At 66.9% G+C, this 25,837-nt stretch carries 25 protein-coding genes and 1 other annotated feature; of the genes, 12 read left to right on the top strand and 13 right to left on the bottom strand.

The genetic code is table 11. From position 1 onward, the window contains the following. Window positions 1–14: 14 nt before the first annotated feature. The 7 genes from BKA03_RS13780 to BKA03_RS13750 are packed head-to-tail and all read left to right on the top strand — an operon-like array spanning window position 15 to window position 6,782. Window positions 15–1,325: a TRAP transporter large permease gene (locus BKA03_RS13780; protein ID WP_062075129.1), complete on the top strand. Its 1,311-nt coding sequence runs from the start codon at window positions 15–17 to the stop codon at window positions 1,323–1,325. Window positions 1,326–1,366: 41 nt separating this feature from the next. Further along, on the top strand, window positions 1,367–2,206 hold the full coding sequence (gene kduI, locus BKA03_RS13775) for a 5-dehydro-4-deoxy-D-glucuronate isomerase (RefSeq protein WP_062075128.1): 840 nt from the start codon (window positions 1,367–1,369) through the stop codon (window positions 2,204–2,206). A 38-nt stretch (window positions 2,207–2,244) separates the two neighbouring features. After that, entirely contained in the window at window positions 2,245–3,084 is an 840-nt protein-coding gene (locus tag BKA03_RS13770) for an IclR family transcriptional regulator (RefSeq protein WP_083971584.1), read from the top strand. 54 nt (window positions 3,085–3,138) lie between these two features. After that, window positions 3,139–3,927, top strand: a complete 789-nt coding sequence (locus tag BKA03_RS13765) for an SDR family oxidoreductase (RefSeq protein ID WP_062075127.1) — start codon at window positions 3,139–3,141, stop codon at window positions 3,925–3,927. A gap of 44 nt (window positions 3,928–3,971) precedes the next feature. After that, the gene (locus tag BKA03_RS13760; RefSeq protein WP_062075126.1) at window positions 3,972–4,985 is read left to right on the top strand and encodes a C-terminal binding protein; all 1,014 of its coding nucleotides are present in this window, start codon (window positions 3,972–3,974) and stop codon (window positions 4,983–4,985) included. A 1-nt stretch (window position 4,986) separates the two neighbouring features. Next, on the top strand, window positions 4,987–6,030 hold the full coding sequence (locus tag BKA03_RS13755) for a zinc-dependent alcohol dehydrogenase (RefSeq protein WP_062075125.1): 1,044 nt from the start codon (window positions 4,987–4,989) through the stop codon (window positions 6,028–6,030). Then, window positions 6,027–6,782 carry a glucose 1-dehydrogenase gene (locus BKA03_RS13750; RefSeq protein ID WP_062075124.1) on the top strand — a complete coding sequence of 252 codons (756 nt, stop codon included), beginning with the start codon at window positions 6,027–6,029 and terminating at the stop codon, window positions 6,780–6,782. The genes BKA03_RS13755 and BKA03_RS13750 overlap by 4 nt, the downstream gene beginning before the upstream one ends. Before the next feature lie 12 nt (window positions 6,783–6,794). Here BKA03_RS13750 and BKA03_RS13745 read toward each other — a convergent pair whose 3' ends face one another. Both BKA03_RS13745 and BKA03_RS13740 read right to left on the bottom strand, forming a co-directional pair. Next, complete coding sequence (locus BKA03_RS13745) at window positions 6,795–7,517, bottom strand: FadR/GntR family transcriptional regulator (RefSeq protein WP_062075123.1); 723 nt, start codon at window positions 7,515–7,517, stop codon at window positions 6,795–6,797. Between the two features lie 38 nt (window positions 7,518–7,555). Continuing rightward, window positions 7,556–8,884 carry an L-fuconate dehydratase gene (locus BKA03_RS13740; protein WP_062075122.1) on the bottom strand — a complete coding sequence of 443 codons (1,329 nt, stop codon included), beginning with the start codon at window positions 8,882–8,884 and terminating at the stop codon, window positions 7,556–7,558. Between the two features lie 162 nt (window positions 8,885–9,046). On the opposite strand from BKA03_RS13740, the gene BKA03_RS13735 reads away from it, so the two are divergent. The 5 genes from BKA03_RS13735 (at window position 9,047) to BKA03_RS13715 (ending at window position 13,649) form a co-directional block, all read left to right on the top strand. Then, window positions 9,047–10,072 (top strand): 2-hydroxyacid dehydrogenase, encoded by a 1,026-nt coding sequence (locus BKA03_RS13735; RefSeq protein ID WP_062075121.1) that lies wholly within the window; start codon window positions 9,047–9,049, stop codon window positions 10,070–10,072. Between the two features lie 62 nt (window positions 10,073–10,134). Continuing rightward, window positions 10,135–10,974 (top strand): IclR family transcriptional regulator, encoded by an 840-nt coding sequence (locus tag BKA03_RS13730; RefSeq protein WP_238579418.1) that lies wholly within the window; start codon window positions 10,135–10,137, stop codon window positions 10,972–10,974. 109 nt (window positions 10,975–11,083) lie between these two features. Then, window positions 11,084–11,710 carry a bifunctional 4-hydroxy-2-oxoglutarate aldolase/2-dehydro-3-deoxy-phosphogluconate aldolase gene (gene eda / locus BKA03_RS13725; RefSeq protein ID WP_238579417.1) on the top strand — a complete coding sequence of 209 codons (627 nt, stop codon included), beginning with the start codon at window positions 11,084–11,086 and terminating at the stop codon, window positions 11,708–11,710. Window positions 11,711–11,740: 30 nt separating this feature from the next. After that, on the top strand, window positions 11,741–12,850 hold the full coding sequence (locus BKA03_RS13720; RefSeq protein WP_062075239.1) for a sugar kinase: 1,110 nt from the start codon (window positions 11,741–11,743) through the stop codon (window positions 12,848–12,850). A 43-nt stretch (window positions 12,851–12,893) separates the two neighbouring features. Beyond that, entirely contained in the window at window positions 12,894–13,649 is a 756-nt protein-coding gene (locus BKA03_RS13715) for an SDR family NAD(P)-dependent oxidoreductase (RefSeq protein ID WP_062075119.1), read from the top strand. Between the two features lie 408 nt (window positions 13,650–14,057). Here the strand turns inward: BKA03_RS13715 and BKA03_RS13710 are convergent, their stop codons facing one another. From BKA03_RS13710 to BKA03_RS13660, 11 genes are all read right to left on the bottom strand, one after another. Then, complete coding sequence (locus BKA03_RS13710) at window positions 14,058–14,954, bottom strand: NAD(P)-dependent oxidoreductase (RefSeq protein ID WP_062075238.1); 897 nt, start codon at window positions 14,952–14,954, stop codon at window positions 14,058–14,060. 347 nt (window positions 14,955–15,301) lie between these two features. Then, entirely contained in the window at window positions 15,302–16,366 is a 1,065-nt protein-coding gene (locus BKA03_RS13705) for a hypothetical protein (RefSeq protein ID WP_062075117.1), read from the bottom strand. A gap of 15 nt (window positions 16,367–16,381) precedes the next feature. Further along, the gene (locus BKA03_RS13700) at window positions 16,382–17,833 is read right to left on the bottom strand and encodes an HNH endonuclease signature motif containing protein (RefSeq protein WP_062075116.1); all 1,452 of its coding nucleotides are present in this window, start codon (window positions 17,831–17,833) and stop codon (window positions 16,382–16,384) included. A gap of 41 nt (window positions 17,834–17,874) precedes the next feature. Next, a protein-coding gene (locus BKA03_RS13695) for an IS3 family transposase (RefSeq protein WP_152649667.1) occupies window positions 17,875–19,163 on the bottom strand; the annotation gives its coding sequence in 2 pieces (ribosomal slippage) (window positions 17,875–18,890 and window positions 18,890–19,163; 1,290 coding nt in all). Continuing rightward, window positions 18,760–18,891, bottom strand: a sequence feature (AL1L pseudoknot). Its footprint overlaps the gene before it by 132 nt. 430 nt (window positions 19,164–19,593) lie before the next feature. Continuing rightward, on the bottom strand, window positions 19,594–20,367 hold the full coding sequence (locus tag BKA03_RS13690) for a hypothetical protein (RefSeq protein ID WP_062075539.1): 774 nt from the start codon (window positions 20,365–20,367) through the stop codon (window positions 19,594–19,596). An 86-nt stretch (window positions 20,368–20,453) separates the two neighbouring features. Then, window positions 20,454–21,659, bottom strand: coding sequence for an ATP-binding protein (locus BKA03_RS13685; protein ID WP_062075540.1), 1,206 nt, complete (start codon window positions 21,657–21,659; stop codon window positions 20,454–20,456). Between the two features lie 45 nt (window positions 21,660–21,704). After that, window positions 21,705–22,346 (bottom strand): hypothetical protein, encoded by a 642-nt coding sequence (locus BKA03_RS13680; protein ID WP_062075541.1) that lies wholly within the window; start codon window positions 22,344–22,346, stop codon window positions 21,705–21,707. A 99-nt stretch (window positions 22,347–22,445) separates the two neighbouring features. Next, window positions 22,446–23,411 carry an ATP-binding protein gene (locus tag BKA03_RS13675; RefSeq protein ID WP_062075542.1) on the bottom strand — a complete coding sequence of 322 codons (966 nt, stop codon included), beginning with the start codon at window positions 23,409–23,411 and terminating at the stop codon, window positions 22,446–22,448. Window positions 23,412–23,506: 95 nt separating this feature from the next. Next, a complete protein-coding gene (locus tag BKA03_RS13670) occupies window positions 23,507–23,680 on the bottom strand; it encodes a hypothetical protein (RefSeq protein ID WP_179398107.1) in 174 nt (57 codons plus the stop codon). 241 nt (window positions 23,681–23,921) lie between these two features. Continuing rightward, window positions 23,922–25,124 (bottom strand): DUF2130 domain-containing protein, encoded by a 1,203-nt coding sequence (locus BKA03_RS13665; RefSeq protein WP_062075544.1) that lies wholly within the window; start codon window positions 25,122–25,124, stop codon window positions 23,922–23,924. A gap of 121 nt (window positions 25,125–25,245) precedes the next feature. Beyond that, on the bottom strand, window positions 25,246–25,572 hold the full coding sequence (locus BKA03_RS13660) for a type II toxin-antitoxin system HicB family antitoxin (protein WP_062075545.1): 327 nt from the start codon (window positions 25,570–25,572) through the stop codon (window positions 25,246–25,248). Window positions 25,573–25,837 lie beyond the last annotated feature (265 nt).

Here is a 25,837-nt window from a genome sequence, read left to right as displayed (position 1 = left end):
AAAGGGGCTGACACATGGATTCCGCAGCAATTGCAGGTCTGATCCTGGTCGTAGGCATCGCTGTGTTCCTCCTCATGGGGGCTCCGATCAGCGTCGGCGTCGGCCTTTCGGCGATGGCGGCGCTGTTCGTCATCCTGGGCGTGCAGAACGGCGTTCTCACCTCGGCTCAGCGGGTTTACGGGGGGATCAATTCCTTCCCCTTGCTGGCCATCCCGTTCTTCGTCCTGGCTGGCGTAATCATGAACAACGGGGGGATAGCCGTCAGGTTGATTGGCGCCGCCAAGGTGATGGTGGGCAAGATGCCTGGCTCGTTGGCCCAGACTAACGTGGCGGCCAATGCGCTCTTCGGTGCTGTCAGTGGGTCGGCTGTCGCGGCTGCGGCGGCGATCGGGTCCACGATGGGCCCGCTGCAGGCCAAGGAGAAGTACGACAAGAACTTCGCGGCCGCGGTCAACATCGCTTCGGCGCCGTCGGGGATGCTCATTCCGCCAAGCAACCTGATGATCGTGTACTCGTTGGTCTCGGGCAGTTCGATCGCGGCGATGTTCGTCGCGGGGTACATCCCCGGCCTGTTGTGGGCAGGTGCCTGCATGGTGGTCGTGTATCTCTATGCCCGCAAGCGGCCTGAACTCAAGAGCACCGGCAGGATCGGTTTCGGCGCGGGTGCCAAGATCATGCTCGAGGCGGCGCCAGCGTTGCTGCTCATCGTGGTGGTGATCGGCGGCATCCTCGCTGGCATCTTCACCCCGACCGAGGGCTCCTGCATTGCGGTGGTCTACTCGTTGGCCTTGTCGTTCATCTACAGGTCCATCAAGGTCAGGCAGTTGCCGGGAATGCTTATGGACGCTACCCGGACCACAGCCGTGGTGATGTTCCTGATCGGCGTCTCGTCGATCATGGGCTTTGTGTTGTCCTTCGCGAAGATCCCGGCATTGGTCTCGTCGGCGATGTTCGGGCTTAGCAGCAACCCTGTGATTCTGCTGCTCATGATCTCGGCCGTACTGCTGGTGGTCGGGTGCTTCATGGATCCGACGCCCGCAGTGCTGATTTTCACGCCGATCTTCCTGCCGATCGCGATGAGTTTCGGGATCAACCCCGTGCACTTCGGAATCATAATGGTGTTCAACCTCTGCATCGGCACGATAACCCCCCCGGTAGGCCCGGTCCTGTTCATCGGGGTTAAGGTGGCGGGACTCAGGATTGAGGACGTCTTCCGGCGCCTGATGCCGTTCTTCGGCGTCCTCGTCGTGGTCTTCCTGTTTGTGTTGTTCGTGCCCAGCCTGTCGATGTGGCTGCCGACCACTCTCGGGCTCGTCAAGCCGTAAGCAAGCGGCCGCTCGATCAACCCAACACCGAAAGGCTTGTTATGGAACAGCGTTACGCTACCAGCCCTGAGCACGTCCCCGGCATGGACAGCGATGAATTGCGGCGCCGTTACCTCGTCCAGGGGCTCTTCGTCGCCGACGACGTGAACGCCGTGTACACGCACCACGACCGCGTGGTGCTGCTCGGCGCGAAGCCGGTCACCGGTCCGGTTGCCTTGCCGACCTTTCCCGAGATCCGCAGCGAGTTCTTCTTCGAACACCGCGAGGCGGGCATCGTCAACGTAGGCGGCATCGGCACGGTGACGGTCGACGGGACCGCATACCGGCTCGAGCATGCGTCGTGCCTCTATGTAGGCCGCGGTGCGGTGGACGTGACCTTCGGGTCCGAGAACCCGACGGGCGAGGCGGGCCCCGCTCGCTTCTACGTCGTCTCAGCACCCGCGCACACCGCGTACCCGACGACGCTCGTCGAGGCAGGCGCAGGGAACGTTCGCGAGCTCGGTGACGCGCTCACGTCGAACCGCCGCACTCTCAATCAGTACATCCACGAGAACGGTGTCCGTAGTTGCCAGGTCGTTATGGGCGTCACGACGCTCCATCCCGGCAGCATGTGGAACACCATGCCTGCGCACACGCACGACCGCCGGATGGAGGCGTACCTCTACTTCGACCTGCCTCCCGAGGCGCGCGTCGTCCACCTCATGGGCGAGCCGAGTGAGACGCGTCATCTCGTGGTCGCCAACGAGGAAGCGACAATCTCACCCAGCTGGTCGGTGCACTCGGGAGTCGGCTCGGCGAGCTACAGCTTTGTGTGGGCCATGGCCGGAGAGAACCAATCTTTCGACGACATGGACGGCTTTGCGATCACGGAGATGCGCTAACCTACCCGACACGACAACGAAAGGACAGGTTAAGGACCATGGACATCAAAACTGCACCGCTCCATGCCGCCGCCGGCGACGCTCCGACTGCCTCTGGCGTGGGTGTGGCGACGGCCTCTGGCGTGCGTGTAGCGACGGCCTCCAACGCGAGCGAGAAAACCCTGCTCGTGCTCGAGGCGGTGCTGAGCCACGACCGCTTCACCGACGTCGTCAGTGCCTCGGGCCTCGCCAAGGCGACCGTGCACCGTATCCTCGCGACGCTCATCGAGAGCGGGTTCGTCACCGCGTCCGAGGCGGACGGCTACCTACCCGGACCGAAGATCCTCGCATTGGCGGGGCGGGCGCTCCAACGGATCGATATTTCCGCCATCGCGCAGCCCTTCGTCGACGCCCTCGTCGACAGGGTCCACTGCACCGTGCACGTTGGTGTGGTTAACGGTGACGAGATCGTCTATCTGATCCGTAGCGACTCCGACAAGCCCTACCAGATGCCCTCTCGCGTCGGGCTGTCGATTCCCATGCACTCGTCGGGCATCGGCAAGGTCGTGCTCGCCGGGTACACCGATGGCGCCCTGGAGCAGTTCGTCGCACGGGCCGGGCTTCCGTACCGGACAGCGCACACGATCACCTCGCTCGAGGGCCTGAGGTCCGAGATTCACATGGTCCGGCAGTCGGGCTACGCGCTCGACCGCGAGGAAAACGTCCCTGGGGTTGGCTGCGTGGCAGCGCCCATTCGGGACCACACCGGCGCGGTCAAATACGGCCTGAGCGTCTCCACTCTCTTGCTCGAGCACACCCCTGAGCAGATCGAGGCCATGTCTCGCGACGCGATCGAGACGGCCGACGAAATTTCCCATGCCCTCGGCTGGAGACCCTGAGCACACCGCCCGGCACCGCACTGACCGAATAAACGACCCCGAAGGAAGCCCGCCATGAGCGTAGCCACCACACCCGCCGAGTTTGCCCACAGCCTGCTGGGCCTGGAGGGCAAGACGGCTGTCGTCACGGGAGCGAGCCAGGGCATCGGCCTGGCCATCGCCGAGACGCTCGCAAAGGCCGGCGCCGACATCATCGGAGTCAGTTACGACATGTCGGACGGCCCCAGCGATGCACGCACGGCCGTCGAGGCTCAGGGGCGGACGTTCACGCCACTGCGTGCGGACTTCTCGGTGCGCGCGGAGGTCACGAAGCTCGCCGCGGACCTCGCGGGGCGCAACGTCGACATCCTCGTGAACAATGGCGGCACGATCCGCCGTACCCCCGCCGCAGTCCACTCCGACGAGGACTTCGACTACGTCATGGACGTGAACCTGCGCGCCACCTTCATCCTGTCCCGTGAGGTGGGTCGCACGATGCTCGAGCGCGGCTCGGGAAAGATCGTCAACTCGGCGTCGATGCTCAGCTTCCAGGGTGGCATCAATGTGCCTGGCTACACCTCCTCTAAGTCCGCGATCGCCGGCCTCACGAAGGCGCTCGCCAACGAGTGGGCCGCAGGCGGAATTAACGTCAACGCGGTCGCACCCGGCTACGTCGCCACGGCAAACACCCACGACCTGCGCCAGGACGCCGCGCGCAGCAAGTCGATCCTCGACCGGATCCCCGCTGGCCGGTGGGCAGAGGCCGACGACATCGCGAGGGTCGTGCTCTTCCTCTGCTCGCCCATCTCGTCCTACGTGAACGGCGCGATCCTGCCCGTCGACGGTGGGTGGCTCGCGCGCTAGACGGCGCCGGCCCCTGCTCTACCTCTCATTTGGAAAGGCCTGAAGTGAAGATCGTCATTACCGAGTGCGACCACGACGCGTTCGACATCGAGCGTGCTGTGACGGACGGGGCTGGCGCAGAATTCGTCATCTCGCAGTCCCGCAATGCCGACGAGTTGATAGCCAATGCCTATGGCGCCGAGGGCATCCTCGTGCAGTACGGCCAGATCACTGCCGAGGTGATGGACGCCCTGCCGGAGCTCAAGGCCATCGGCCGGTACGGAGTCGGCGTCGACTCCGTAGATGTCGCAGCAGCGACGGCGCGAGGGATCGCGGTGTGCAACGTTCCCGACTACGGTACGGAGGCCGTCTCCGACCACGCCATCGGCATGGCGCTGGCCGCCGCCCGCGGGATCCCGCGGCTCGACCGTGGGGTGCGCGCTGGGGCATTCGACCTCGTGGCAGTTCGTCCGCTTTATCAGACGCGCGACAGGATCTTCGGTGTGATCGGGCTGGGCCTCATCGGCACGGCCACGGCGCGCAAAGCCGCGGGCCTCGGCTATCAGGTCATTGGCTACGACATCGCCGCCGACCCGAACGCCGAGACGTTTCGCGGCGTGCGGTCGGTGAGCCTCGACGAGCTGCTCGAACGTTCTCAGGTGATTTCGCTTCACACCCCGTTGACCGAGCAAACGCGCGGGATGATCGGCACCGAGCAGTTCGCGCGCATGCGCTCGGATGCGATCCTGGTCAACACGAGCCGCGGAGGGGTCGCCGACACCGACGCCCTGGTCGAGGCACTGCGATCCGGCACGATTCTGGGCGCTGCGATCGACGTGCACGAACAGGAGCCGCTTCCCGCAGATCACCCGTTGACCACGTTTGACTCCGTCGTCCTGACGCCGCATCTTTCCTGGTATTCCGAGGAATCCTACGCCGAACTCAAGCGGCGCACGGTCGAGAATGTCGTCGAGGTCTGTGCAGGGCGCGCCCCGCGCAACATCGTCAATCCGGAGGTTCTCGGGACCCCCGGTCGCAATGAGGCGTGCGTCACGACGTACGCCGTGACGGGGGCCTGACGTGACCGAACTGACCGAGATGACCGCGGCCGTGTGGACAGGCACGGATGCCGTCGACACCCGTCAGGTCCCGATGCCCGAGGTGCCCGAGGGTTGGGCCCTGGTGCGCATTGCCTATAACGGCATTTGCGGCACCGACCTATCGATCCTGCACGGTAAGCATCCGCGTGCCCAGGCTCCGCTGATCATGGGGCACGAGATGTCTGGCTGGATCGAAAAGGCGGGTGCCTCCGGCCCCGCCGTCGGCGCGCTCGTCGTCGTTGAGCCTCTGTTGTCGTGCGGGGACTGCAAGTCCTGCCGAGACGGCCACGCACACGTGTGCCGCAACCTTGGCCTGTACGGCATTGACACTCCCGGGGGCATGGCCGAATACGTCGCGCTGCCCCCCGAGGTTCTTCACGTGGTTCCCGAGGGCGTTGACCCGCGGACCGCTTCGCTCGCCGAGCCGCTCGCCGTGGCGGTCCACGCCGTCACGCTTTCGGGGATGAAGAAGGGTGACACCGTCGCCGTCTATGGCGCGGGCCCCATCGGAGTGCTCACGGCCCTCGTCGCGAGGCATGAGGGTGCTGGTTGCGTCGTCATCACTGAGCCAAGCGCATGGCGCCGGTCCGTTGTCGAGGGCATGGGCTTCACCGTCGTGCCCGAGGGACAGACGATGGCCGAGACGCTCGCCCCGTTCACGGATGGCGAGGGCGCGGACACGACATTCGACACCGCCGCCCACCCGAGCGTGGCCGCCGAACTGACCGATGTGACAAGGGTGCTGGGCCGGATCGTCGTCGTCGGCGTCTACAAGGCTCCGGCCCCAATCGACTTGCGCGCCGTGTGCTTCAAGGAGCAGACGATGGTCGGGATCCGGGTCTACACCACCCCCGACGTCGTTCGAGCGATCGAACTCATTGCTGCCGACGCCCTCGGGCTGGCCGCGTTCCCCACCAAGGCCTTCGGGCTGGACCAGGTCAGCGCCGCGTTCGACGCGGCCACCTCCGGGCAGGACTGCCTCAAGGTCCTACTCACTCCCCTTCCCGGAAAGACAGACGCATGAGCACCCCCTTCGACCTCACCGGACGCACCGCGCTCGTCACCGGGGGTGGACGCGGCCTTGGCGCCGGAGTCACCCGCGCGATGCTCGATGCAGGAGCCGACGTCATCGTTTACGGACGCAGCGAACTGCCCGCCGACCTGGTGGAGTACGCGGCCGAGCGCGGCAGGAAGCTCGACCTCTACTCCGTCGACCTCGGCGACGGCGACGCGATCGCAGAGGTGTCTGCCCGCGTGCTGGCCGAGCGCCGGGTCGACATTCTCGTCAACAACGCGGGCACGCAGGAACGCCACCCCGCCGTGGATTTTCCGCTCGAGTCCTTCGATCGGGTGATGGATGTCAACCTGAGGTCCGTCTTCCAGCTGTGCCAGATCTTTGGCCGTCCGATGCTTGAGCGCGGCGACGGAAAGGTCATCAACATGGCCTCCCTCCTGTCGTTCCAGGGCGGGTTGACCGTGCCGGCCTACGCGGCCAGCAAGGGAGCCGTTGCCCAGCTCACTAAGGCGCTGTGCAACGAGTGGTCCAGCAAGGGCGTCAACGTCAACGCTGTGGCTCCCGGGTACATGGCGACCGAGATGAACACCGCGCTGCTGGCCGACCCGGCACGTCTCGAACAGCTCTCCGTGCGCATTCCGGCCGGTCGCTGGGGCGAGCCGGAGGACATCGGCAACGTCGTCGTGTTCCTTGCTTCCGATGCCGCTGCCTATGTGCACGGCCAGGTACTCGCCGTCGACGGCGGTTGGCTCGCTCGGTAGGGTTGCGGCCGTTCAGCCGGTCGGTTCCGACCGGGCCCTGAGGAAGTCTTCGACCTCCAGCAGGTGGGTAGCCATCCGGACCTTTGCCCGCTCGGGGTCGCCGTCGGTGACTGCGGCGAGCACCGCTTCGTGCTCGTGTTGAGTGCGCTGGTCCGCGCCTGCGTCGGCGATGCCACGCCAGAGCCGGTGTCGCGCGGTGCGGCCGGCCAGGGCCTCGATGAGTGCTGCCAGGACGGGGTTGCCAGCGGCGTCGGCGATCGCCCGGTGAAAGGCGATGTCGGCCTGCAGAAGCCTTTCGTGGTCGACGTCTGCCGATGCACCGCCGGGGGAGCCGGCGAGCACATCGGCCGCGTCTTCGAGCGCTGCACTGGCGCGGCCGAGGGCCGACTGAGACTCCCCGGCGTTCGAGGCGGCGAGGCCCGCAGCCTCGGTTTCGAGCACTCGGCGCACAGCGTGAACAGGTAGCGCGTGCCCGGCGCTTTGCAGCTCGATCACCAGACCGAGCGGGGCGACGAGCAGGCTCGGATCGAGCGTGGTGACGTAGGTGCCGTCACCTTGCCTAGACTCCACGACTCCTAGCACCGACAGCGCGCGGACGCCCTCGCGGAGCGACCCGCGGGACACGTCGAGACGCGCGGCGAGTTCCTTCTCGACCGGTAACCGGTCGCCAGGGGTCAGTTCGCCGTCCAGGATCATTTGCGTGATCCCATCGACCACGTGATCGGGGCGCGACATACGAGGAGTATCCCCGACTGCCGGTGGTCTGTCAGTGCTCACGCCGACTCGGAGGCTAGCCGATCGGCCCAGTAGCTGCCGTGAGGGAAGCTGAACTCGGCCACCGACTCCGGGCGCATCTGCGTTGAGTACCCAGGCTGGGTGGGCAGAGTGTAGGCCGCGTTGGCGACAACGCACGGGTCGGTGAAGTGCTCGTGAAGGTGATCAACATACTCGGTGATGCGACCCTCGCGGGAGCCGGACACGGCGACGAAGTCGAGCATCGACACGTGTTGGACCATCTCGCACAGGCCGACCCCGCCCGCGTGCGGGCACACGGGGACGTTGAACTTCGCGGCCAGCAGCAGCACGGCGACAATCTCGTTGATGCTCGCGAGGCGCCCGGCGTCGAGTTGGCAGAAGTCCAGAGCGCCGGCCTGCATGAACTGCTTGAACATGACCCGGTTGTGGCAGTGCTCGCCGGTGGCGACGCCGATCGGCGCGATGGCACGCTTGATGGCGGCGTGGCCGAGGATGTCGTCCGGGCTGGTGGGTTCCTCGATCCACAGCAGGTCGAACGGGGCGAGCGCTTTGGTCCAGGCGATCGCCTGGTCGACATCCCACACTTGGTTCGCGTCGATCATCAGGATGCCTTCTGGACCGATGACGTCCCGCGCGATGCCGCAGCGGCGGATGTCGTCCTCGAGGCTCGTCCCGACCTTAAGCTTGATGTGGCGGTAGCCCTCGTCGACGGCCTCCTGGCACAGGCGACGGAGCTTGTCGTCGCTATAGCCGAGCCAGCCCGCCGACGTCGTGTAGCAGGGGTAGCCCGTCGCCTCGAGCTCGGCAATCCGCCCAGCCTTGCCCGCCTCCTTGGCCCGGAGCAGGGCGATCGCCTCTTCGCGGGTAAGCGCGTCGGACAAGTAGCGCAGGTCTGCGACATCGACGAGTTGTTCGGGTGTCATGTCGGCAAGCAGGCGCCAGACCGGCTTGCCCGCGAGGCGTCCGGCGAGGTCCCACACCGCGTTCATCACCGCAGACAGGGACAGGTGGACGACGCCCTTCTCTGGCCCGAGCCAACGGATCTGGGTGTCCGAGGTGAGGAGCCGGTAAACCGCGCCGATGTCGGCGGCCAGCGCCTCGACGTCCATCCCCACCAGGTGGGCGGCCTGCTGGCTGGCGGCCATCGCGACGATGTCGTTGCCGCGGCCCGTGGTGAAGGTGATGCCATGCCCGGCGAGGGGTGCCCCGTCAGGGCCGTCGCCGTCGGTGCGGAGCACGACGTAGACGGCCGAATGGTCGCCGTCCTTGTTCATGGCGTCCGAACCGTCGGCCGTCAGCGACGTGGGAAAGCGGACGTCCTCGATCTCGACTGCGGTGATCTTCATCGTGCTCTCCTCGCGTACGGACGTGGTGTGTATGCCCCATCGTAGGTCATTCATCAGATGAATAGTGGACTTCAGGCACATTTACCGCGGATCGAGGTGCTGTAGAGTGCTTAAAGAGCGGATCTCTGGAGGTCCGTCCTCCGGTCCTGAGGAGGGCAACACATGGCTGAAATCAGCGAGCCGTACCGGGTCGGACTGACCGCAGACTGCGCCGAGCCCGACGGCATGACCATTTTCGGCGACGTCGGCCTCGAGCGGCTCACTGCTGCGGGACTGACCTGGGAGGTCATGCCTCCGATCGTCGGCCACCTGCCGAACGCGGGTGACCTGGCTGGGTACGACGCCGTGCTGTCGTTTGGTCACCTCCACTTCACTCGGGATGTCGTCTCCGCTGCCCCGCAGCTCAAGCACATCGCGCGATACGGGGCCGGGTACGACGGGATCGACCTTGAGGGGCTCGCGGATGCCGGTGTTGTCGTAACCAACACTCCTCTAGCCGTGCGACGGCCGCTCGCCCTTGCCGCGCTGACGATGGTGCTCGCGCTCGGCCACAGACTGGTCGAGAACCACGTCGCAGCCACCGGAGGTCGATGGACGGACCGCGGCAACTACCGCGGTGCTGGTGTGTCCGGCCGCACGATCGGCATCCTCGGGCTAGGCGGCGTCGGCTCCGATGTGGTGCGTTTGGTCGCGCCGCTCGGGGTCCGCGTGATCGCCCCAGACCGTCCCGGGTCGCGGGAGGCTGCGGCGGCGCTTGGCGTCGAGCTCGTCGACATCGACCGCCTCGCGGCCGAATCGGACTACGTGGTGGTCACCGCAGCGCTGACTCCCTCCTCGTACCACCTGGTTGGCGAGCATTTCCTTGCCGCCATGAAGCCGTCGTCGTACCTAGTGAATGTGGGACGCGGGTCGCTGGTCGACCAGGTGGCGTTGACGGCGGCGCTGCGCGCAGGAAGCATCGCGGGCGCAGGGCTCGACGTGCTGGAGCAGGAGCCCCCGGCGGCGGACGAGCCCCTGCTGCACATGGACAACGTCATCGTCACCCCGCATGCGCTGTGCTGGACGGACGACTTTACGAAGGGGGTAGCGACGAGCGTCATCGAGGCGATCATCGACGTCGCGCAGGGCCGGCGGCCCGAGCACGTGCTCAACCCGCGCGCCGCCCAGGGGCTGCGGCCTAAGGTCTGAATTCTGCTGGGCCTGCCACGCTGCTGTACCTGCCGGGCCGTCGCTCCTCCTATCCTGGGCGCATGCCGGAACATAGGTTCGTGGCTGCGGGCGATCAGATCAACGATCAGGAGAGCACGATGTCGCAGAACTCTTCCCCGGTCGAGAGCGTCGACCGCGCCTTGCTCGCCATGCAGACCCTCGCCAGGGCGGGTTCGCGCGGGATGACCCTCGCCGAGCTCGCGGTGGCACTCGACCTCAACAAGACGACGGTGCACCGCGCCCTCGCCGCCCTGCGGTTCCGTGGCTTCGTCGCGCAGGAACCGTCCTCGGGTATGTATGTCCTCGGCCCGAGCGCGACCCAGCTCGCCGACGACTTCTTCAGCGACGAGAACCTTTCTGTGCTCTTGCATCCCGCCCTGATCGCCCTGTGCGGTGCCGTCCAAGAGCTCGTGCACCTCGGGGCGCTCACCGGCACCCAGGTGGTCTACCTCGACAAGGTGGAGCCGGACCGGTCAGTGCGGGTGTGGTCATCGATCGGCCGACAGAACCCGGCGGTCACGACCGCGTTGGGTCGAGCGCTCCTCGCCTACCGGGGCACTGACCGGTCGATGCTGGCGGGCTATGCGCGCGCCGCGGGCCGCGACACACCCGCCGAAGTTGAGCAAGTGTGGAACGCAGTGGAGCTAGCTGCCCTGCGCGGCTACGCGACGGAGGAGCAGGAGAACGAACCCGGCATCAGTTGCGTCGCGGTGCCGCTCATGCGCGCGGGCGTTGCGATAGCTGCGGTGAGCATCACGGCGCAGGCGGAACGGATGACTGCCGAGCGCATTGAGTGGCTGTACCGCCAGATGCTCGAGGTCTTGCCGCCGCTGTTGCCTGACGGCCTCATGCTGCCGGCCGAGGTCGCCCCGTCCGCGTAGTGCGATGCGGCGTCGTACGCGCCAGGGGGGTTGAGTCCGGGCGCGTTCCGTGGCATTCTTAGTTCCGTAGAGCGATACTAGCGTGTCGTCTAGCGGAATGGAATCACTAATGGACATCCTGTCAGCCCTGAGCGCGGCCCGGCTCGTTCCCGTTGTCGTCTTGGATGATGCCGCCGACGCCGATGCGCTCGCTGGTGCCTTGGTGGCTGGAGGCCTCCCAGTAGCGGAGGTCACCTTCCGCACCGCTGCGGCTCAAGACGCGATACGGGCGATGGCGGCTCGTGGCGACATCCTGGTGGGCGCAGGCACGATCCTGACTGTCGAGCAGGTCGACCAAGCGGTCGCCGCCGGTGCGTCCTACGTGGTCTCGCCCGGCCTGAGCCGCGCGGTCGTCGAGCGGTGCCAAGAGCTCGGCGTGCTCGCCCTGCCCGGCGCGGTCACCGCGACGGAGATCCAGGCAGCCCTCAAGTTCGGGCTCACCACTGTCAAGTTCTTCCCAGCAGGCACCTCGGGCGGCGCCGCGGCAATCGCCGCGCTCGCCGCCCCGTTCGTTGGGGTTCAGTTTGTGCCCACCGGCGGGGTAGGACCGAAGAACCTGCACGAGTATCTAGCCATCCCTTCCGTCGCCGCCGTGGGTGGCTCCTGGATGGTCCCCCGTGACCGCGTCAAGGCCGGCGACTTCGCCGGGATCACCGAGCTGACGGCCCAGGCGGTCGCCCTCGCAGCGCGCCCCTGACCAACGGACACACGACGAAGGACCATGACGATGACCGACAAAACCCTGACCATCCGGCCCGCCGCCGAATGCCGCTACGACGCGGTATCGCTCGGCGAGGTGATGCTTCGCCTCGACCCAGGTGAGGGCCGAATCCGCACCGCACGCTCCTTCCGTGCGTGGGAGGGTGGCGGGGAGTACAACGTGACCCGTGGCCTGCGTCGGGCCTTCGGCCTGCGCACCGCCGTGGTCACCGCGCTGGCCGAGAACGAGGTCGGACGCCTGGTCGAGGACCTTATCCTGCAGGGCGGGGTCGACACCCAGCTCATCCAGTGGGTGCCCTATGACGGCATCGGCCGCGAAGTGCGCAACGGCCTGAACTTTACCGAGCGTGGCTTTGGGGTCCGAGGGGCCGTCGGGGTCTCGGATCGCGGGCTGACCGCAGCGTCCCAACTCGCGCCCGGCGACGTCGACTGGGACCACCTGTTCGGCGAACTCGGCGTCCGTTGGCTTCACACAGGTGGTATCTTCGCCGCCCTCAGTGAGACGTCGGCCGACACAGTGCTCGAGGCCGTCAAGGCGGCCAAGAAGTACGGCACCATCGTTTCCTACGACCTCAACTATCGGCCCTCGCTGTGGCGCTCCATTGGCGGGCAGGCCAAGGCCCAGGAGGTCAACCGGGCCATCGCCCCTCACATCGACGTCATGATCGGCAACGAGGAGGACTTCACCGCGAGCCTCGGCTTCGAGGTCGAGGGAGTCGACGAGAACCTCTCCAGCCTCGAGATCGACGGGTTCCGGTCCATGATCGAGACCGCCGCTGCCGCCTTCCCGAACTTCCAGGTCATCGCGACCACCCTTCGCACCGTGCACAGCGCATCGGTCAACGACTGGGGCGCGCTCGCGTGGTCCCCCGCGTCCGGCCTAGTCGAGGCGACGCACCGCAAGCGTCTGGAGATCATGGACCGCGTGGGCGGCGGCGACTCGTTCGCCTCCGGCCTGATTTACGGCCTGCTCGACGGACAGCCCCTCGCGACCGCCGTCGAATACGGCGCAGCCCACGGGGCCCTCGCGATGACCACTCCCGGCGACACCACCATGGCCACCACGGCCGAGGTCCTCAAACTCGCGGGCGGCGGCGGAGCCCGCGTCGACCGCTAGCCTACGCATTCCCAACGCACACGACGCCCCCTAGGAGGCACGCATGACGCAGGACCTGACAGGACGACGCGCACTCGTGACCGGAGGTGGCGTCGGCATCGGCCGCGCCATCGCCCTTACCCTGGCACGGGCGGGCGCCGATGTGGCGCTCACCTACCGCTCGCATGACGGTAGCTCCGTTGCTGCGGAGATCGAGGCGCTCGGGCGTCGGTCAGGGGCCTTCGCGCTCGACGCGACCGACCAGGCCCAGGTGGACACCGTGATCGCCGCCGCGGCCGAGGCGCTCGGTGGCCCCATCGACCTGCTGGTCAACAACGCCGGCGGCCTCATCGGCCGGCAGACCCTTACGGAGATGACCGACGAGCACTGGTTCGCCGTCATCGACGTCAACCTTACGAGCACGTTCCGCGTGACGCGCGCCGTGCTCCAAGACATGCCAAACGGCGGCCGGGTCGTGTCGATCGGCTCGCAGGCTGGCGAGAATGGCGGCGGGCTGGGCGCCGTCGCGTATGCCGCCTCGAAGTCCGCGCTCGACGGATTCACGCGCGGTCTCGCCAAGGAACTCGGCCCGCGAGCGATCACCGTCAACTCCATTGCTCCCGGATTCATCGGCGACACCCCCTTCCAGGCGACCTTCACGCCGGAGGCCAGCCAGCAGGCCGCCATCGCCGCGACCGCCGTCAAGCGCGCCGGGTTGCCCGATGACGTTGCCGAGGCTGTCGCGTACCTTGCCTCCTCCGGCGCATCGTTCGTCACCGGCATCGTGCTCGACGTCAACGGCGGCGCCAACTTCCGCTGATCCCAGTCTGCGGGCGTCGGCGGGGCGGGGTGGACCCGGCCCGCCGTGCGCTCTACGGAGGAGTGGCCCGCCGTCCTCGTGGGGACGTTGGTAGCGCCACGCGACGAGGAGTTCGTTGGTATCGTCCGTCACCCCGCCGGTGACCACGGAGACGACCATGGGCTCGCTGGCGGGGGCGTACTCGAAGCAGAGCTTGGCCCAGGGCTGCGGCGTTGAGCAAGGACTCAGCGTTGAGGGGAGACCCCATGCAGGGTTGATGAAGAGGTCGCTGTGCGGTTCGGCCGTGACGCCGAGGGTGCTGACCGCCTCGTCCGCGAGTCACATGGAACCCGGGGACGGAGTGAGAGGGAAGGGCACGCCAGACGCTGCAGTCGTCGTCACCGCAACGGTCTCCTTCGGCGTGACCGGCTACTGACCGAGGCCCTCAGCGTCGGCTGTGGTGTCGTAGTAGAGCATGAGGGCCGCATTGTCGGCTGCCCCGTGGCCGGAAGCCGCGAGCCACCGGTGGACCTCGGAGACCGTGGTCGTCACCGGCAGCGGAATGTTCGCCGAGCGTGCGTAATCGCGTGCCGTCTCGAGGTCCTTGACCATGTTGCTGATCCGGCCGGTCGGCGTCAGGTCCACGTCGGCGAACTTCAGGAAGAACTCCTGGAGGACCCGCGAGTCGGCCCGGCCCCCCGTGAGCGCGGTGAGGACCTGTGCGGGTGCCAGACCCGCCGAGCGCACCATGGTGGCGGCCTCGGCCATGGCCCCGAAAGCACAACCGACGAGCACCTGGTTGACGAGCTTGACAAGCTGTCCGGAGCCTGCGGGCCCGAGATGGGTGATCGTGGCGGCGAGGTCGGTCAACGTCCGAGTGGCATCCGCCACGTCGTCATCGGTGCCACCGAGCATCAAGGTGAGCTCACCGCGGGCGACCGCTGGCGCACCCCCGGACAGAGGAGCGTCGACCCACCGCCCGCCGAGCCCGGTCACCCGGTCGGCGAAGGCGCGGGTCTGCGCCGGATCGATGCTCGACATGTCGACGATCAGCAGGTCGTCCACTGTCTGAGCCAGGATGCCGTCCGGCCCGAAGACGACCTTCTCGACCACCTCTGCGGTGTTGAGCGAGAGCACCACCACGTCGCAGGTGGACAGTTCGCTCGGTGAACTCGCTGGCCGGGCACCCGCGGCAGCGAACTCGTCCATGACGTCCTGGCGCACGTCGAAGACGGTGAGGTCGTGATGAGTGTCGAGGAGCCGCCGCGCGATCGCGGAACCCATCACCCCGAGTCCCACCAGCCCTGTCCTGTGGTCGTTTGTCATGTCATGACTCCTGATCGGCTCCGTCGTCGACTGGTGCCGCGCTTCGAACCCTCGCGTTCGGACGGCAGGGTTCGTGAGTGTTCCGATGCCCGAGACGGTCATCGCGGCCGTGCGGTCGCAGATCACGATAGCAGTGGGCTGAACGCGTGCCAAGATTCTGCACAGAGAATCCTGTCCCTTGCCGGTAGCCGGTAGCCGGTAGCCGGTAGCCGGTAGCCGGTAGCCGCGAGTTCGCCCGAGCCCGCGTCGGCGTCGGCGTCGGGAACCGGGTCGCTCGGGGCGTACACGGCGCTCAGTGCGTCTCCGAAGACCGCGCCGAGCCGATCGTTGCCATCGCGCGGGCGGGCCTAGCCCTTGCGCTTCAGGCGCGACCTCGCCGCGGCCGCCTTGGTTGCGCTGCCCCGAATCGCGTCGACTCCGCTCACCGCTGCCCCCTTGACCGCGTCGACTCCGCCAACCGCCGCGCCCCTGATCGCGGATCGCGCGCCGCTCGTCCTGTCCCACGCCGTCTCGCCGAAGCCGGACGCGCTGCCCGCGGCCGACTGCATGGCCTGCATCGCGCGGGACGCTTGGGCGCTCTCCAACACCGTGCCCGGCTCGGGCTTGGTGAAGTCCAGGAGGGCGTCGGGGAAGCGCGTCGGAGGCATCGGGAAGGCGAGGCGCGTGGCCTTGACCACGTCCCGCCCAAACGTGAAGCTGCCCACGCCGCCGATCACCGCGCCGATGCCGAAGGGCAGCACCTTGCCGAGCGTCCTGGCGGTCAACTTGCCGCTGGCCCTGAGCGCCTGACGGGCGAGGACGGTAGCGAGCGGCGCGAGCGCCGAGTCGGGGAGCTGCTGGGTGAGCACCTCGCCCCAGCCGTGGGGGAGAGCCTTGCCGACGGTGCGCGTGGCGACCGTGCGCGCCGTGTTGATGCTGCCCGCTCCCGCGGCGTGCATCACGATCTTGGCCACCTTGCTTTGCGACTTCTCGCCGAGCAGCATCCCGAAGACGAGCGGCCTGGCACGCTCCGCATCGCGCACCTCGATCCCGTGCAGCTCCGTGGCGGCGAGCACGTAGAGGGCGCTCGTCTCGTAGAAGAACAGCAGGTCGGCGACGCCTAGCGTGAGCGCGATTCCCGTGCCCACGGCGGGGATCGCGGCCGATGCGCCCACGCCGGTGCTCGTGATGGTGACGGTGGCGATGTAGCGGCGGTCGAGTTCTTTGAGGATCTCCGCAGGGGTGGCGTTGGGCTTGTCGCGGCGGAGGGACTTGAGGTACTCGAGCACCACGGGGCGCTGAATCGAAATGGCCTGGTACATCCTGGCCTGGAAGCCATCGGACTTGGCGGTATCGCGCACCTTCTCGACGACGACGTCGGTCAGGGGCTTTTCGTAGGCCGGTTTGGCCGGCGTGGGCTCGATGGAGGTCATGCGTCCCAAGCGTACTCAGGGGGTGGGTCGTGAGGGCAGGGACGACACTGCCCGCGCCGTCCGGACGTGCGCGAGTTCCTTCGTGCGGGTGGACGGGGGTTCGAGGTTGCCGATGTCGCGGATGGTGATTGCGGCGAGTCCGCCTGGTTGGGGTTGTCGTGCGGGGTCGATGGTGGGTGGTGGGATGAAGTCGACGCGATTCGCGTGGACGAGGATTTCCCAGCCTTGGCGGTGGATGTCGTGGTGGCATCTCGTACACAACATGACCCCGTTTTTGAGATCGCTGCGACCACCGTTTTCCCACCAACGAATGTGGTGGGCTTCGCAGTGTTCGGGTGGGGCGTGACACTTGGCGCACCCACCGTCACGTTCGAGTAGTGCGAGTCTTTGTGCCAGCGTGAAGAGCCTGACTCTGCGGCCCAGGTCAAGGACCTCACTTTCACCGCCGAGTACTTCGGGAATGATGCCTGCGTCCCCTGCGAGGCGGCGTAGCTGCCCCACCGAGACGGGCTGATCAACACCGTCGATGCGACCTAGCCCCCTCCCCGTGTCCAGACCACTCTTGTACATCCGCACGACGATGGTGGTGCGGATCCCTGACTGGTCTGTTTCCTTGCACCCGAGCGCATGGCGGCACACCTCGAAGAGGGCGTCGGCACGCATCTGACCCACGGTTCTCTGATCTTGGTCAGAGGGATCTTGATCCCGTCGGGCACGAAAGTCGTGGGTCACGATCTGTTCAATCACGGTGCGGATCGGTGCCGCGGTCACCGCATCGAGTTTGCCGGTGAACGTCACCATCCCGGTGTGGTCTTCCTTCCATGCCAAGAACCGCTCCGCGTGTTGACGCAGTTCGCGTTCCTCGTGACCTGGCAAGTCCGCCCGTGCGACCGCGGTCGCGACGAGCCGTCGCACGTCGTGGGGGGCAAGGTTCACGGCCTTGTCGACGAGGCGCCGCTCCAACTCATGCAGCCGCTCGGACGGCACCCGGTCCGCAATCGTCTCCAAACCTGACCTGATCAGCCCCGCGGCTTCCATCGACAGATCGCCGCAGAGCGCGGCGCTGGCCACCACCGGATACCGGGGTTCAGGTACACAGTCGGGCTGGGACGGGTCGGCCTGGTGGGACAGGTCCGGCATCAACGCAGGGTCGGGCATGAGCGCGAGTCCGGCCTCGATCGCCCGCATCGCCCCCGCCGTCGTCCCGCCCGTCACCCGCGACACCATTTGCCCCGCGTTCCCAAAACCCTGCCGCCGTGCGAGCCCGCCGCCGGGAAGGTCGGGCATCGAGCGTCGGGCGACATCGCCCGCAAAGCGCGCCCGTAGCATGTCAGCGAGCCTCCCAAGACGCGCCGCAGCGTCGTGAGCCGCGAGGAAGTCCTCTTGCGACAAACCCGAAACGTCCTCGCGCGCAAGCTCACCCACGAGGGCACTCACCCTCGCAATATTCGCCGCATCGACCGCCATGAAACAAGTCAACCTGAAGCGCCCCAGGTTCTCTGCCGCTCCTATGCGGGTTGCGGCTCTCGGTTGAGGGTCGCGTAGTGAGCTTGCTCGAACTCGGCCGGTGGAACGTAGCCGAGGCTTGAGTGAAGCCTACGAGTGTTGTACCAATCGACCCAGCCGGCGGTCGCGAACTCGACGTCCGCGATCGTCCGATACGGGCCCTCGTGGAACACGGTCGTGCGGATGCACTCGGCCTTGTAGAGCCCGTTGATCGTCTCCATCAGCGCGTTATCGTACGCGTCGCCGACGGACCCGATCGAGGGCGCGATGCCGTCGAGGGCGAGCTTGTCGGTGTAGGCCAACGAGACATATTGAGACCCGGCGTCCGAATGTGCTCGGAGCTGCTGCGGGAGGATCGGGTGGCCTTGGCGGCCGCGTTCCCAGAGGCCCATCCGCAGGGGGATCATCACCAGGTCGACGTGCTTGGTGGTCTGCGCATGCCACGCGACGATGCGCTGAGAGAACACGTCCACGATGAACGCGACGTAAACCCACCCGGCCCAGGTGCGGCAGTAGGTGAAGTCCATCACCCAGGTGTGATCCGGCTGCGGCGCGGTGAAATCCCGATTCAGCAGATCCCCGGCACGGACCCCGTCCTTCGCGGGGATCGTGGTGCGCACGCCCTTATCGCGGCGCACGCCCGACAGTCCGAGGACACGCATGGCCCGGTCGACCGCGCCTGTGGATGCACCAGGGATCGTGGTGCGGCGGATCAACGCGGTCATCTTCCGCCGCCCGTACAACCCCTCGGGAGTCATCTTGCGGCGCAGGGAACCATCGGGTGTGGGCACGTGCGTCCACGCGGTGTCACGGACCGCGTCGACGACATGCGCGTCTGTGACCGTGCGGACCGCGACGTGGCCTCCTCTCCACGCACGATAGGTGCGCGCGGCGACCTGGCAGCCCTGCTCACGCAGAACCCTGCAAGTCGACTCGACCGCGTGCCCCTCGGCTCTCATCGTGTCGATGAAACCCATGATCATCGATTGCGGGGGTCGAGCTCCCCCGCGAAGAAAGTTGTCGCCGCCCGTAGAATCGCAACGTCTTCGCGCAGCCGGCTGTTCTCCGACTTCAGACGCTTGATCTCCGCGTGCTCAGCGGACGTAACCCCCTCCCGAGAGCCGTCATCAATATCGGCTTGCAGCACCCACCGCCGCACGGACTCGTGGCCCACCCCAACCTGGCGGGCCACTGCCGCCGACGCGGCCGTCAACGAGGGATACTCCGAGCGGTGCTCACGCACCAGCCGCACCGCACGGTCACGGAGGGCAGGATCGATCTTCTTTGGCATGACATACATCCTTTCAACTCAAAAGGATGCGGCATCAAACCTAGGACGCGTCAACCACGGGGGTCTGACAACCAACTGCCAGGTACGACACTCTGTGGAGAGCCCGCCAACACTGGGCACGGGGACGACGCCACCACCGGCAAACGCGAGGCCCGCGCCCCACAACCCACGCGCGCCTGACGAGCCCCCGCGCGGTGGAAAGTGTTCCCCACAACAAGGGAATGGTGGCAGGCCACGCACGGGAGCACGTTTCACTTGCGACGCGGCGTTTGCCGTGGGCGGGATCCTGCTGGGCGGATGGGTGGTGCCTCCCGCCGTGGGCTGGAGCCTCACCGCGTCCGGGGCGGCAATCGGAGCCTTGGCCTCCTGGCACTTGTTCCGCCCGGACCGGTCGGAGCAGGCGCGGTGCTAGCGTCGGCGTACCGAACCGTCACCAGCCCAGCGGGCCCTCCTCGGGCTCGACGCCCTCGACCAGTAGCGACGCCGTTTTGAGGGCGGCGTCGGCGCTCGAAACCATGCGCGCGTAGTCGAGCTCGGTGCCGAGGAGGTTAATGGCGAGGGCCTCCACCGCGTCGTCGAGTGCGCGCTCCTTTTCGCCCAGAGCGGCGAACGCGCGGGCGCGGGCGCACAGCAGTTGCCAGTGGACAAAGGACCAGTCGGCGGGCTGGCGCCAGCCGCGGCCGGGCCTGGAGAAGGCGCCCGACGGCGTCTCGAATGGAACGGGTGGCTTGTCGTCGGTGTAGGGGCTCACTCGCGGCGGCAAACTGTCCATCTCAAGTCGGAACCGTTCCTGCTGGGCCTGCTCCTCCGGATTGGGCGGCGGAGGTGGTGGCCCAAACGTCGGCTGCACGATGGCGTCGCCCGCAAGATGCGCCAGGCGAGCGTGGACCTCGATGGTGTAGTCGAGCAGCCCCGCGGCATCGTCCGCGCGGTCGTCGATGAGCAGCCCCGACGCGAGGCCCACCACGATGCCCGCGTACCTGAACTCCTCGGCGGGCGGCAGTAGGAGCGGGTCGATGTGGGCGGCGATCACCTTGAGGGCCTCGATGGTGACCTTCGCGGACGCGTCGTAGTCGCCGCGCATGGCGAGGTCGATGCTCAGGAGGTTGAGCTGGTCGGCCAGGGCGAGCTCGTGCGCGCGCGGATCGGAGGCGACGCGCGCCCGGAGGCGCTCCACCTCGTCCCTGGTCTGCTCGATGGTCATGGCCCTCCCGTGATGCGGATCCTGTGATGAGGCGACGTTATCGCCAGGGTGTGACGCGAGTGGGAGTGGTGGGTGGACAGCAAACCTCAGCGCGAACCCCAGGCCGTTGCCGGCGCGCTCAAGAAGTCCTCAACCGAGATGCCGTCCGCGCCCACCAGCAGCGCCGCGTCGGGCCGGTATTCGGTCATGAACTTGTCCATGCCGGGAAGTCCGTCGCGCCGCGACCCGCTCTTGACCTCTATCGCGATCGTCTTGCGGCCGATGCGCACCACAAAGTCGACCTCGTAGTTGCCTTCGCGCCAATACAGCAGTTCGCACTCGCCCGCCGCCGCGGCATTCGCCAGATGTGCGCCGACGGCGGACTCGACCAGCCTGCCGTAGTAGGTCGAGTCGGCGCGCGCATCGGCGGGGGTGAGGCCGGATGTTGCCGACATGAGCGCGGTATTGAGCACCTGCAACTTGGGGCTCGAGCCGCGCTTGCGGACGGCGCTGCCCGAGTACTTCTGCAGGCCCGTGACCATGCCCGCTTGGGAGAGCAGGTCGAGGTAGTGCGCCAGGGTCGTGGAGTTCCCTGCATCCTGGAGTTGGCCCAGCATCTTGGTGTAGCTGAGGATCTGCCCCGAATAGTCGCAAGCGAGTTCGAAGAGCCGACGCAGCAGCGCGGGCTTGTCCACGCGCGTGAGCAGCAGCACGTCGCGGGAGATGGTGGTCTCGATGAGCGAGTCGAGAATGTACCGGCGCCAGCGCTCGGGGTCGGTGATGAGGGGTGCGGCGCCGGGGTATCCGCCAAAGTGGATGAAGTCCCGGAGGGTGAAGGCGAATGCGTCGCGCATCTCGGGATACGACCAGTGGGGCACGTGCAGCACCTCGAAGCGTCCTGCCAGGCTCTCGGTGAGTCCGCGCGCGATCAGCAATGGGGCGGAGCCGAGGATGACCACCTTGAGCGGCGTGCCCGTGCGGGTGTCCTCGTCCCAGAGCCGCTTGACGGAATCGGACCAGTGGGGGACCTTTTGGACCTCGTCGAGCACAAGGAGCCCGCCATCGGGGCCGATGCCCCCGCGGGCGGCCTCCCATTGCTGGCTGATCCACGCGGGGCCTTGGAGGGTGGGCTCGTCGGCGCTGGCAAACCTGACGGGGATCGCCAGGCGGTCCGCCACCTGCTGGACCAGCGTGGTCTTGCCCACTTGGCGGGGGCCGGTGAGCGCCTGGATGAAGCGCCGAGGTTCGGTGAGGCGCGACGCGAGCGCCGACGCGAGGGGGCGCTCGTAGGTATGGGATGGGTTGGTCGCCATGTTGAGTAATTTTACTCAATGCCTTGAGTATTTTCAAGGACCGGGTCAGGAGGCGTCGGCTCCAGGGGCTGTGTCCTCGTCCTCTATCACCTTGGCCATGCGGTTCGCGATGTGCCGCTCCAAGAACTCGACCTGCTGCGGGTACGCGTCGTGGCTCAGCGCCAACATGAGCGCGGCCTCGCTGTGGGCCTCGAGCGACTCCGCGTTGCGCCCGAGCTTGCTGAGCGCCGTCCCTCGAAAGTCAAGGTAGAGGGCTCTCCCAGCGGTAGCCCTCATGTCGTCCGCCTCCTCGCTCCTCGCCTTGGTGGCCACGGCGTCGAGCAAGGCGAGCGCCTCGTCGGCGCCGGTGATCGCATCGGCCGCGTCGCCGTCCGTGAGGCTGTACTGGATGTAGTTGAACAAGTGTGTGAGGAAGTCCTCGTGGGCGCGGATGTCTCCGGTCGTGGGGGTGGCGTGTTGGTAGGCGTCGCGCGCTACAGTCACGGCGCGGGCAAAATGGGCGCGGGCCCCGGCCTTGTCGCCTGCCACGTTGCGCGTGAGGGCGAGTCCGCTGAGCGCGTCGGCGAGTTCATACGCGTGCGCGGCGGGGTCGAACGCGTGCTCGGCCTCGAGCCGCGCGACCTCGCGGGCTTGGTCGTCGCGCGCCGGGTCGTTGCGCGCCGGGTCGGCACCGTGGGGACCGGTCATGCTCCGATGCTACGTCGGGTAGGTGACGGCGAAGGCGGGTGACATCTCGTGGCCGAGCCTATTGCTCGAGGAGAGTTTCGGGTCGCTCAGTTGCTCGCGTCACAGCGCGTCGGACAGGGTGCGCCACGTCAGCAGCTCGCGGGCGGGAACCGCCTCGATGCGCTCGGCCATGGGGAATCGGTCCGGTCCGCCGTGCGCGACAACGATGCGCTCGAGCCCCAGGTCCTCGAGTGCATGAAGCATGCTGGGCGTCACCCGGGGTGCGTCGGTTCGCTTGATCTCGACGCCCCACGGACGCGCGCCGGTGTCGAGCACGATGTCGATCTCTGCGCCCGCCTGCGTGCGCCAGTAGTGGACAGGCAGGCCCCACCGGGAGATGTGCTCGACGGCAAGGCCCTCCCAACTGGCGCCGACGATGGGGTGGGCGAGCAGCTCGTCTGAGGTGGAGATCCCCAGCAGTCGGTGCAGAGTGCCCGTGTCGCGCAGGTACACCTTTGGCGATCGCACCTGCCGCTTCCCGATGTTGGCGATCCACGGCTGCAGTTGGCGGACGACGACAGCGTCGGTCAGCGCATCAAGATACCTGCGAGCGGTCGGCTCAGACACGCCGAGCGAGCGGGCCATGTCGGCGCCGTTCCACGGGCCCGAGTGGCGGTGTGCCAGCATCGTCCAGAACCGTCGCATCGTCGTCGCCGGAACGCGGAAGCCGAGCTGTCCGAGAGCGCGCTCGAGGAAGGTGGCGATGTAGTCATCGAGCCATGAGGCAGCAGCTTTGACACTCGGCGCAGTGAACGCCTCGGGGAGGCCTCCGCGTAGCCATAGTCGGTCGAGATTCCCGGCGCCCACGTCGGCGAGCGTCAGGGGTCCCAGCTCGACGAGCGCGATGCGCCCGGCAAGCGACTCGGCACCAAGGCCCACGAGCTCTGGCGACGCGCTTCCCAGCAGCAGGAACCTGCCGGGCCGGCGATCCTGGTCGATCAACACCCGCAGCATCGGAAACAGCTCCGGCATGCGCTGCGCCTCGTCAATGACGACTGTGCCTGCGAGGCCCTCGAGCGCGAGCATCGGATCGGCGAGCCGTGCCTGGTCTCGAGGGATTCAATCGTGAATCACCTGGTAAATCTAATACGACACATTAGGTTTGCAAGGTATGAGGATTCTCATTGCTGGGCGAACTCATCCGAATCGAGCCGAGGATGCGCGTCGTAGGCGTAGCGCCAGACAGCGCCAACGCCGGGAAACGGGTCCGGCTGGACTCCCATGCGGCGATAGATGGCCCGCAGTTCGCCTTCGTTGTCGTTGCCGAGGCCGATGTCGAGATAGTCAGGGGCCATGCCGGGAACGAGCATCGGAATGTCGCGGCAACTCGAGCCGTCCGCCGGCCCACCGACGAGCAGACACGTAGCCGTGCGGCGGGGTACAGGCGATTCCATACGACTCGGTGGCTCCGGCAACGACTGTGCTCGGTGGTGATCGTGGGCCCCCATGATGTCTCTCCTCACTTTGAGCCCACGCTAGAGCCAGGGTCTGACACGGCACCGACCACCACCGTCCGGACGGGGTAAGGCCACGCCCCTAGTCCTCGCTCGCGGCGTCCTCACCCTTCAATTCGTCGAACTTGGCCGCCATCGTCGCGTTGCCGCGCGTCAGCTTCTTGATCGTCACGTCCTGTGCCTTGTCGTTCGCGAGGCGGAGGTTGCGCTCGGATCCCAGCAGCGCCTCCTTGGTCTTCTGCAGGTGGTCGATCGACTTGTCAATCTCGTCGATCGCCAGCTGGAAGCGTCGGGAGGCGAGGTCGTAGTTCTTACCAAACGCGGCCTTGAACGAGTCAAGCTCGTTCTCAAAGTCCGTGACGTCGACGCTCTGGGCGCGCACCAGCGCGAGCTCGGTCTTGTACTTGAGCGAGTTTTGGGCGGCGTTGCGAAGCAGCGTGATGATGGGGATGAAGAACTGCGGTCTCACCACGTACATCTTGGGGAAGCGGTGGGAGACGTCCACGATGCCGCTGTTGTAGAGCTCGCTGTCGGGCTCCAGTAGCGACACCATCACCGCGTACTCGCAGCCCTTCTCGGTGCGGTCCTTGTCGAGCTCCTTGAGAAAGTCCTCGTTCTTGTGCTTGGTGGCGGTGGTGTCGGACTCGTTCTTCATCTCGAACATGATGGACACGATCTCGGTGCCCGCGTCGTCGGCCTCCCGGAAGATGTAGTCGCCCTTGCTGCCGGTGCGGGCGTCGTTGTCCTTCTCGAAGTGCGCCTTCTGAAACGCCGTGGCGCGCAGGCGGTTGAACTCGGTCTCGCAGTGCTGCTCGAGGGTTTCGCCCACCATCTTGGTGGACAGCCGCACCTTGAGGTCCTTGAGGCGCTCGATGGCGTCGTCGCGGTCCTTGATCTGCGTCTCGTACTTGTCCTTCAGCGAGGCCTCCGCGAGCTTCATCTCCAGCTGCGCCTTCTCGAGGCCGCTCTTGAGCTCGTCGCGCTGCTTCTCGACCGCGGCGACCGCGTCCCGCACGGCCAACTGCTTGGCCACGTCGTCGGCCTCGAGCTTGGCCTTGAGTGCTTGGATCTCGGAGTCCTTGGCGGTGGCGGCCTTCTGAAGTTCGCCTTGGAGCTGAGCCTTCGCTAGCTCGACGGCGTTCTGCTTGTCCTTTTCGGCCGCGTGGAGGCGCTCCTGCAGGTCGGCGTTGAACTCCTTGGTGCGCACTTGGGCGACGATGTCGGCGTAGCCAGCCTCGTCGATGGTGAAGGCTTTGCCGCAGTGCGGGCAGGTGATCTCGTGCATGGCGTGGGTCCCCTCTTTGGTCGCAGTTTATGGCGCGCGGCCGACGGTGGGGTGGGGCAATCGCCGACGCTGGCGCTGGGTAGGCCGGGCCGATGCTGGGGTGCAGACGTCGCTGCTCTCCCTATCGCGAGGCAAGGGTGTCGCTCACGAGCCGGTTCATGGAGACGCCTGACTGTGCGGCCTTGATCGCGAGCGCCCGATGGCGGGCGGGCGTGAGGCGCACCACGAACTTTCCGGAGTAGTTGCGGTCCGCAAGCGAGTCGGGCGGGCGTGAACCTTCGGCGACCATCTGCGCTACTACATCGGCCACGAGGCGTCGGATGCCCGCGAAGGCCGCCTGCTCGTCGGCGTCGAGCCACGACAGCGAGGGAAATTCCGCGACGGTACCGACGTACTCGCCGTCCTCGGGGGACCAGGAGACCTGGTAGGTGTAATGGTTGGCGCTCATTGTGGGTCTCCTCTCTCTCGTTCGAGCCGCTCAAGTGCGGTCAAGACCTGACGGACCTGATAGGGCTTGGCCTGCCCGTTCCTGTTCTGGATGTTCACCCTTGGGTCGCCCGCCGCATCTGCTCCACTCTCTCCTCAATCTTGCTCATAGCGATAGTACTACTAGTGGTACCGAATTGGAAGAAGGTCGGCGGTCCTCGACCTCGGTGTTCGTCACGGTGCCCCCCTCTCCGGGCCTGTCGGCTCGTGCGCCTACCGTCTCGCCG

Origin of the sequence: Demequina lutea (assembly GCF_013409005.1) — a bacterium.
In the GTDB taxonomy this organism is placed as follows: domain Bacteria; phylum Actinomycetota; class Actinomycetes; order Actinomycetales; family Demequinaceae; genus Demequina; species Demequina lutea.
This window is presented reverse-complemented; position numbering and strand designations above follow the sequence as displayed.

What these genes read in the sequence shown, in the direction of transcription:
- BKA03_RS13780 (WP_062075129.1), top strand. Translation starts at nt 15, where the DNA reads ATGGATTCCGCAGCAATTGCAGGTCTGATCCTGGTCGTAGGCATCGCT.
- kduI (WP_062075128.1), top strand. Translation starts at nt 1,367, where the DNA reads ATGGAACAGCGTTACGCTACCAGCCCTGAGCACGTCCCCGGCATGGAC.
- BKA03_RS13770 (WP_083971584.1), top strand. Translation starts at nt 2,245, where the DNA reads ATGGACATCAAAACTGCACCGCTCCATGCCGCCGCCGGCGACGCTCCG.
- BKA03_RS13765 (WP_062075127.1), top strand. Translation starts at nt 3,139, where the DNA reads ATGAGCGTAGCCACCACACCCGCCGAGTTTGCCCACAGCCTGCTGGGC.
- BKA03_RS13750 (WP_062075124.1), top strand. Translation starts at nt 6,027, where the DNA reads ATGAGCACCCCCTTCGACCTCACCGGACGCACCGCGCTCGTCACCGGG.
- BKA03_RS13745 (WP_062075123.1), bottom strand. Translation starts at nt 7,517, where the DNA reads ATGTCGCGCCCCGATCACGTGGTCGATGGGATCACGCAAATGATCCTG.
- BKA03_RS13740 (WP_062075122.1), bottom strand. Translation starts at nt 8,884, where the DNA reads ATGAAGATCACCGCAGTCGAGATCGAGGACGTCCGCTTTCCCACGTCG.
- BKA03_RS13735 (WP_062075121.1), top strand. Translation starts at nt 9,047, where the DNA reads ATGGCTGAAATCAGCGAGCCGTACCGGGTCGGACTGACCGCAGACTGC.
- BKA03_RS13730 (WP_238579418.1), top strand. Translation starts at nt 10,135, where the DNA reads ATGCCGGAACATAGGTTCGTGGCTGCGGGCGATCAGATCAACGATCAG.
- eda (WP_238579417.1), top strand. Translation starts at nt 11,084, where the DNA reads ATGGACATCCTGTCAGCCCTGAGCGCGGCCCGGCTCGTTCCCGTTGTC.
- BKA03_RS13720 (WP_062075239.1), top strand. Translation starts at nt 11,741, where the DNA reads ATGACCGACAAAACCCTGACCATCCGGCCCGCCGCCGAATGCCGCTAC.
- BKA03_RS13715 (WP_062075119.1), top strand. Translation starts at nt 12,894, where the DNA reads ATGACGCAGGACCTGACAGGACGACGCGCACTCGTGACCGGAGGTGGC.
- BKA03_RS13710 (WP_062075238.1), bottom strand. Translation starts at nt 14,954, where the DNA reads ATGACAAACGACCACAGGACAGGGCTGGTGGGACTCGGGGTGATGGGT.
- BKA03_RS13705 (WP_062075117.1), bottom strand. Translation starts at nt 16,366, where the DNA reads ATGACCTCCATCGAGCCCACGCCGGCCAAACCGGCCTACGAAAAGCCC.
- BKA03_RS13700 (WP_062075116.1), bottom strand. Translation starts at nt 17,833, where the DNA reads ATGGCGGTCGATGCGGCGAATATTGCGAGGGTGAGTGCCCTCGTGGGT.
- BKA03_RS13690 (WP_062075539.1), bottom strand. Translation starts at nt 20,367, where the DNA reads ATGACCATCGAGCAGACCAGGGACGAGGTGGAGCGCCTCCGGGCGCGC.
- BKA03_RS13685 (WP_062075540.1), bottom strand. Translation starts at nt 21,659, where the DNA reads ATGGCGACCAACCCATCCCATACCTACGAGCGCCCCCTCGCGTCGGCG.
- BKA03_RS13680 (WP_062075541.1), bottom strand. Translation starts at nt 22,346, where the DNA reads ATGACCGGTCCCCACGGTGCCGACCCGGCGCGCAACGACCCGGCGCGC.
- BKA03_RS13675 (WP_062075542.1), bottom strand. Translation starts at nt 23,411, where the DNA reads ATGCTCGCGCTCGAGGGCCTCGCAGGCACAGTCGTCATTGACGAGGCG.
- BKA03_RS13670 (WP_179398107.1), bottom strand. Translation starts at nt 23,680, where the DNA reads ATGGCCCCTGACTATCTCGACATCGGCCTCGGCAACGACAACGAAGGC.
- BKA03_RS13665 (WP_062075544.1), bottom strand. Translation starts at nt 25,124, where the DNA reads ATGCACGAGATCACCTGCCCGCACTGCGGCAAAGCCTTCACCATCGAC.
- BKA03_RS13660 (WP_062075545.1), bottom strand. Translation starts at nt 25,572, where the DNA reads ATGAGCGCCAACCATTACACCTACCAGGTCTCCTGGTCCCCCGAGGAC.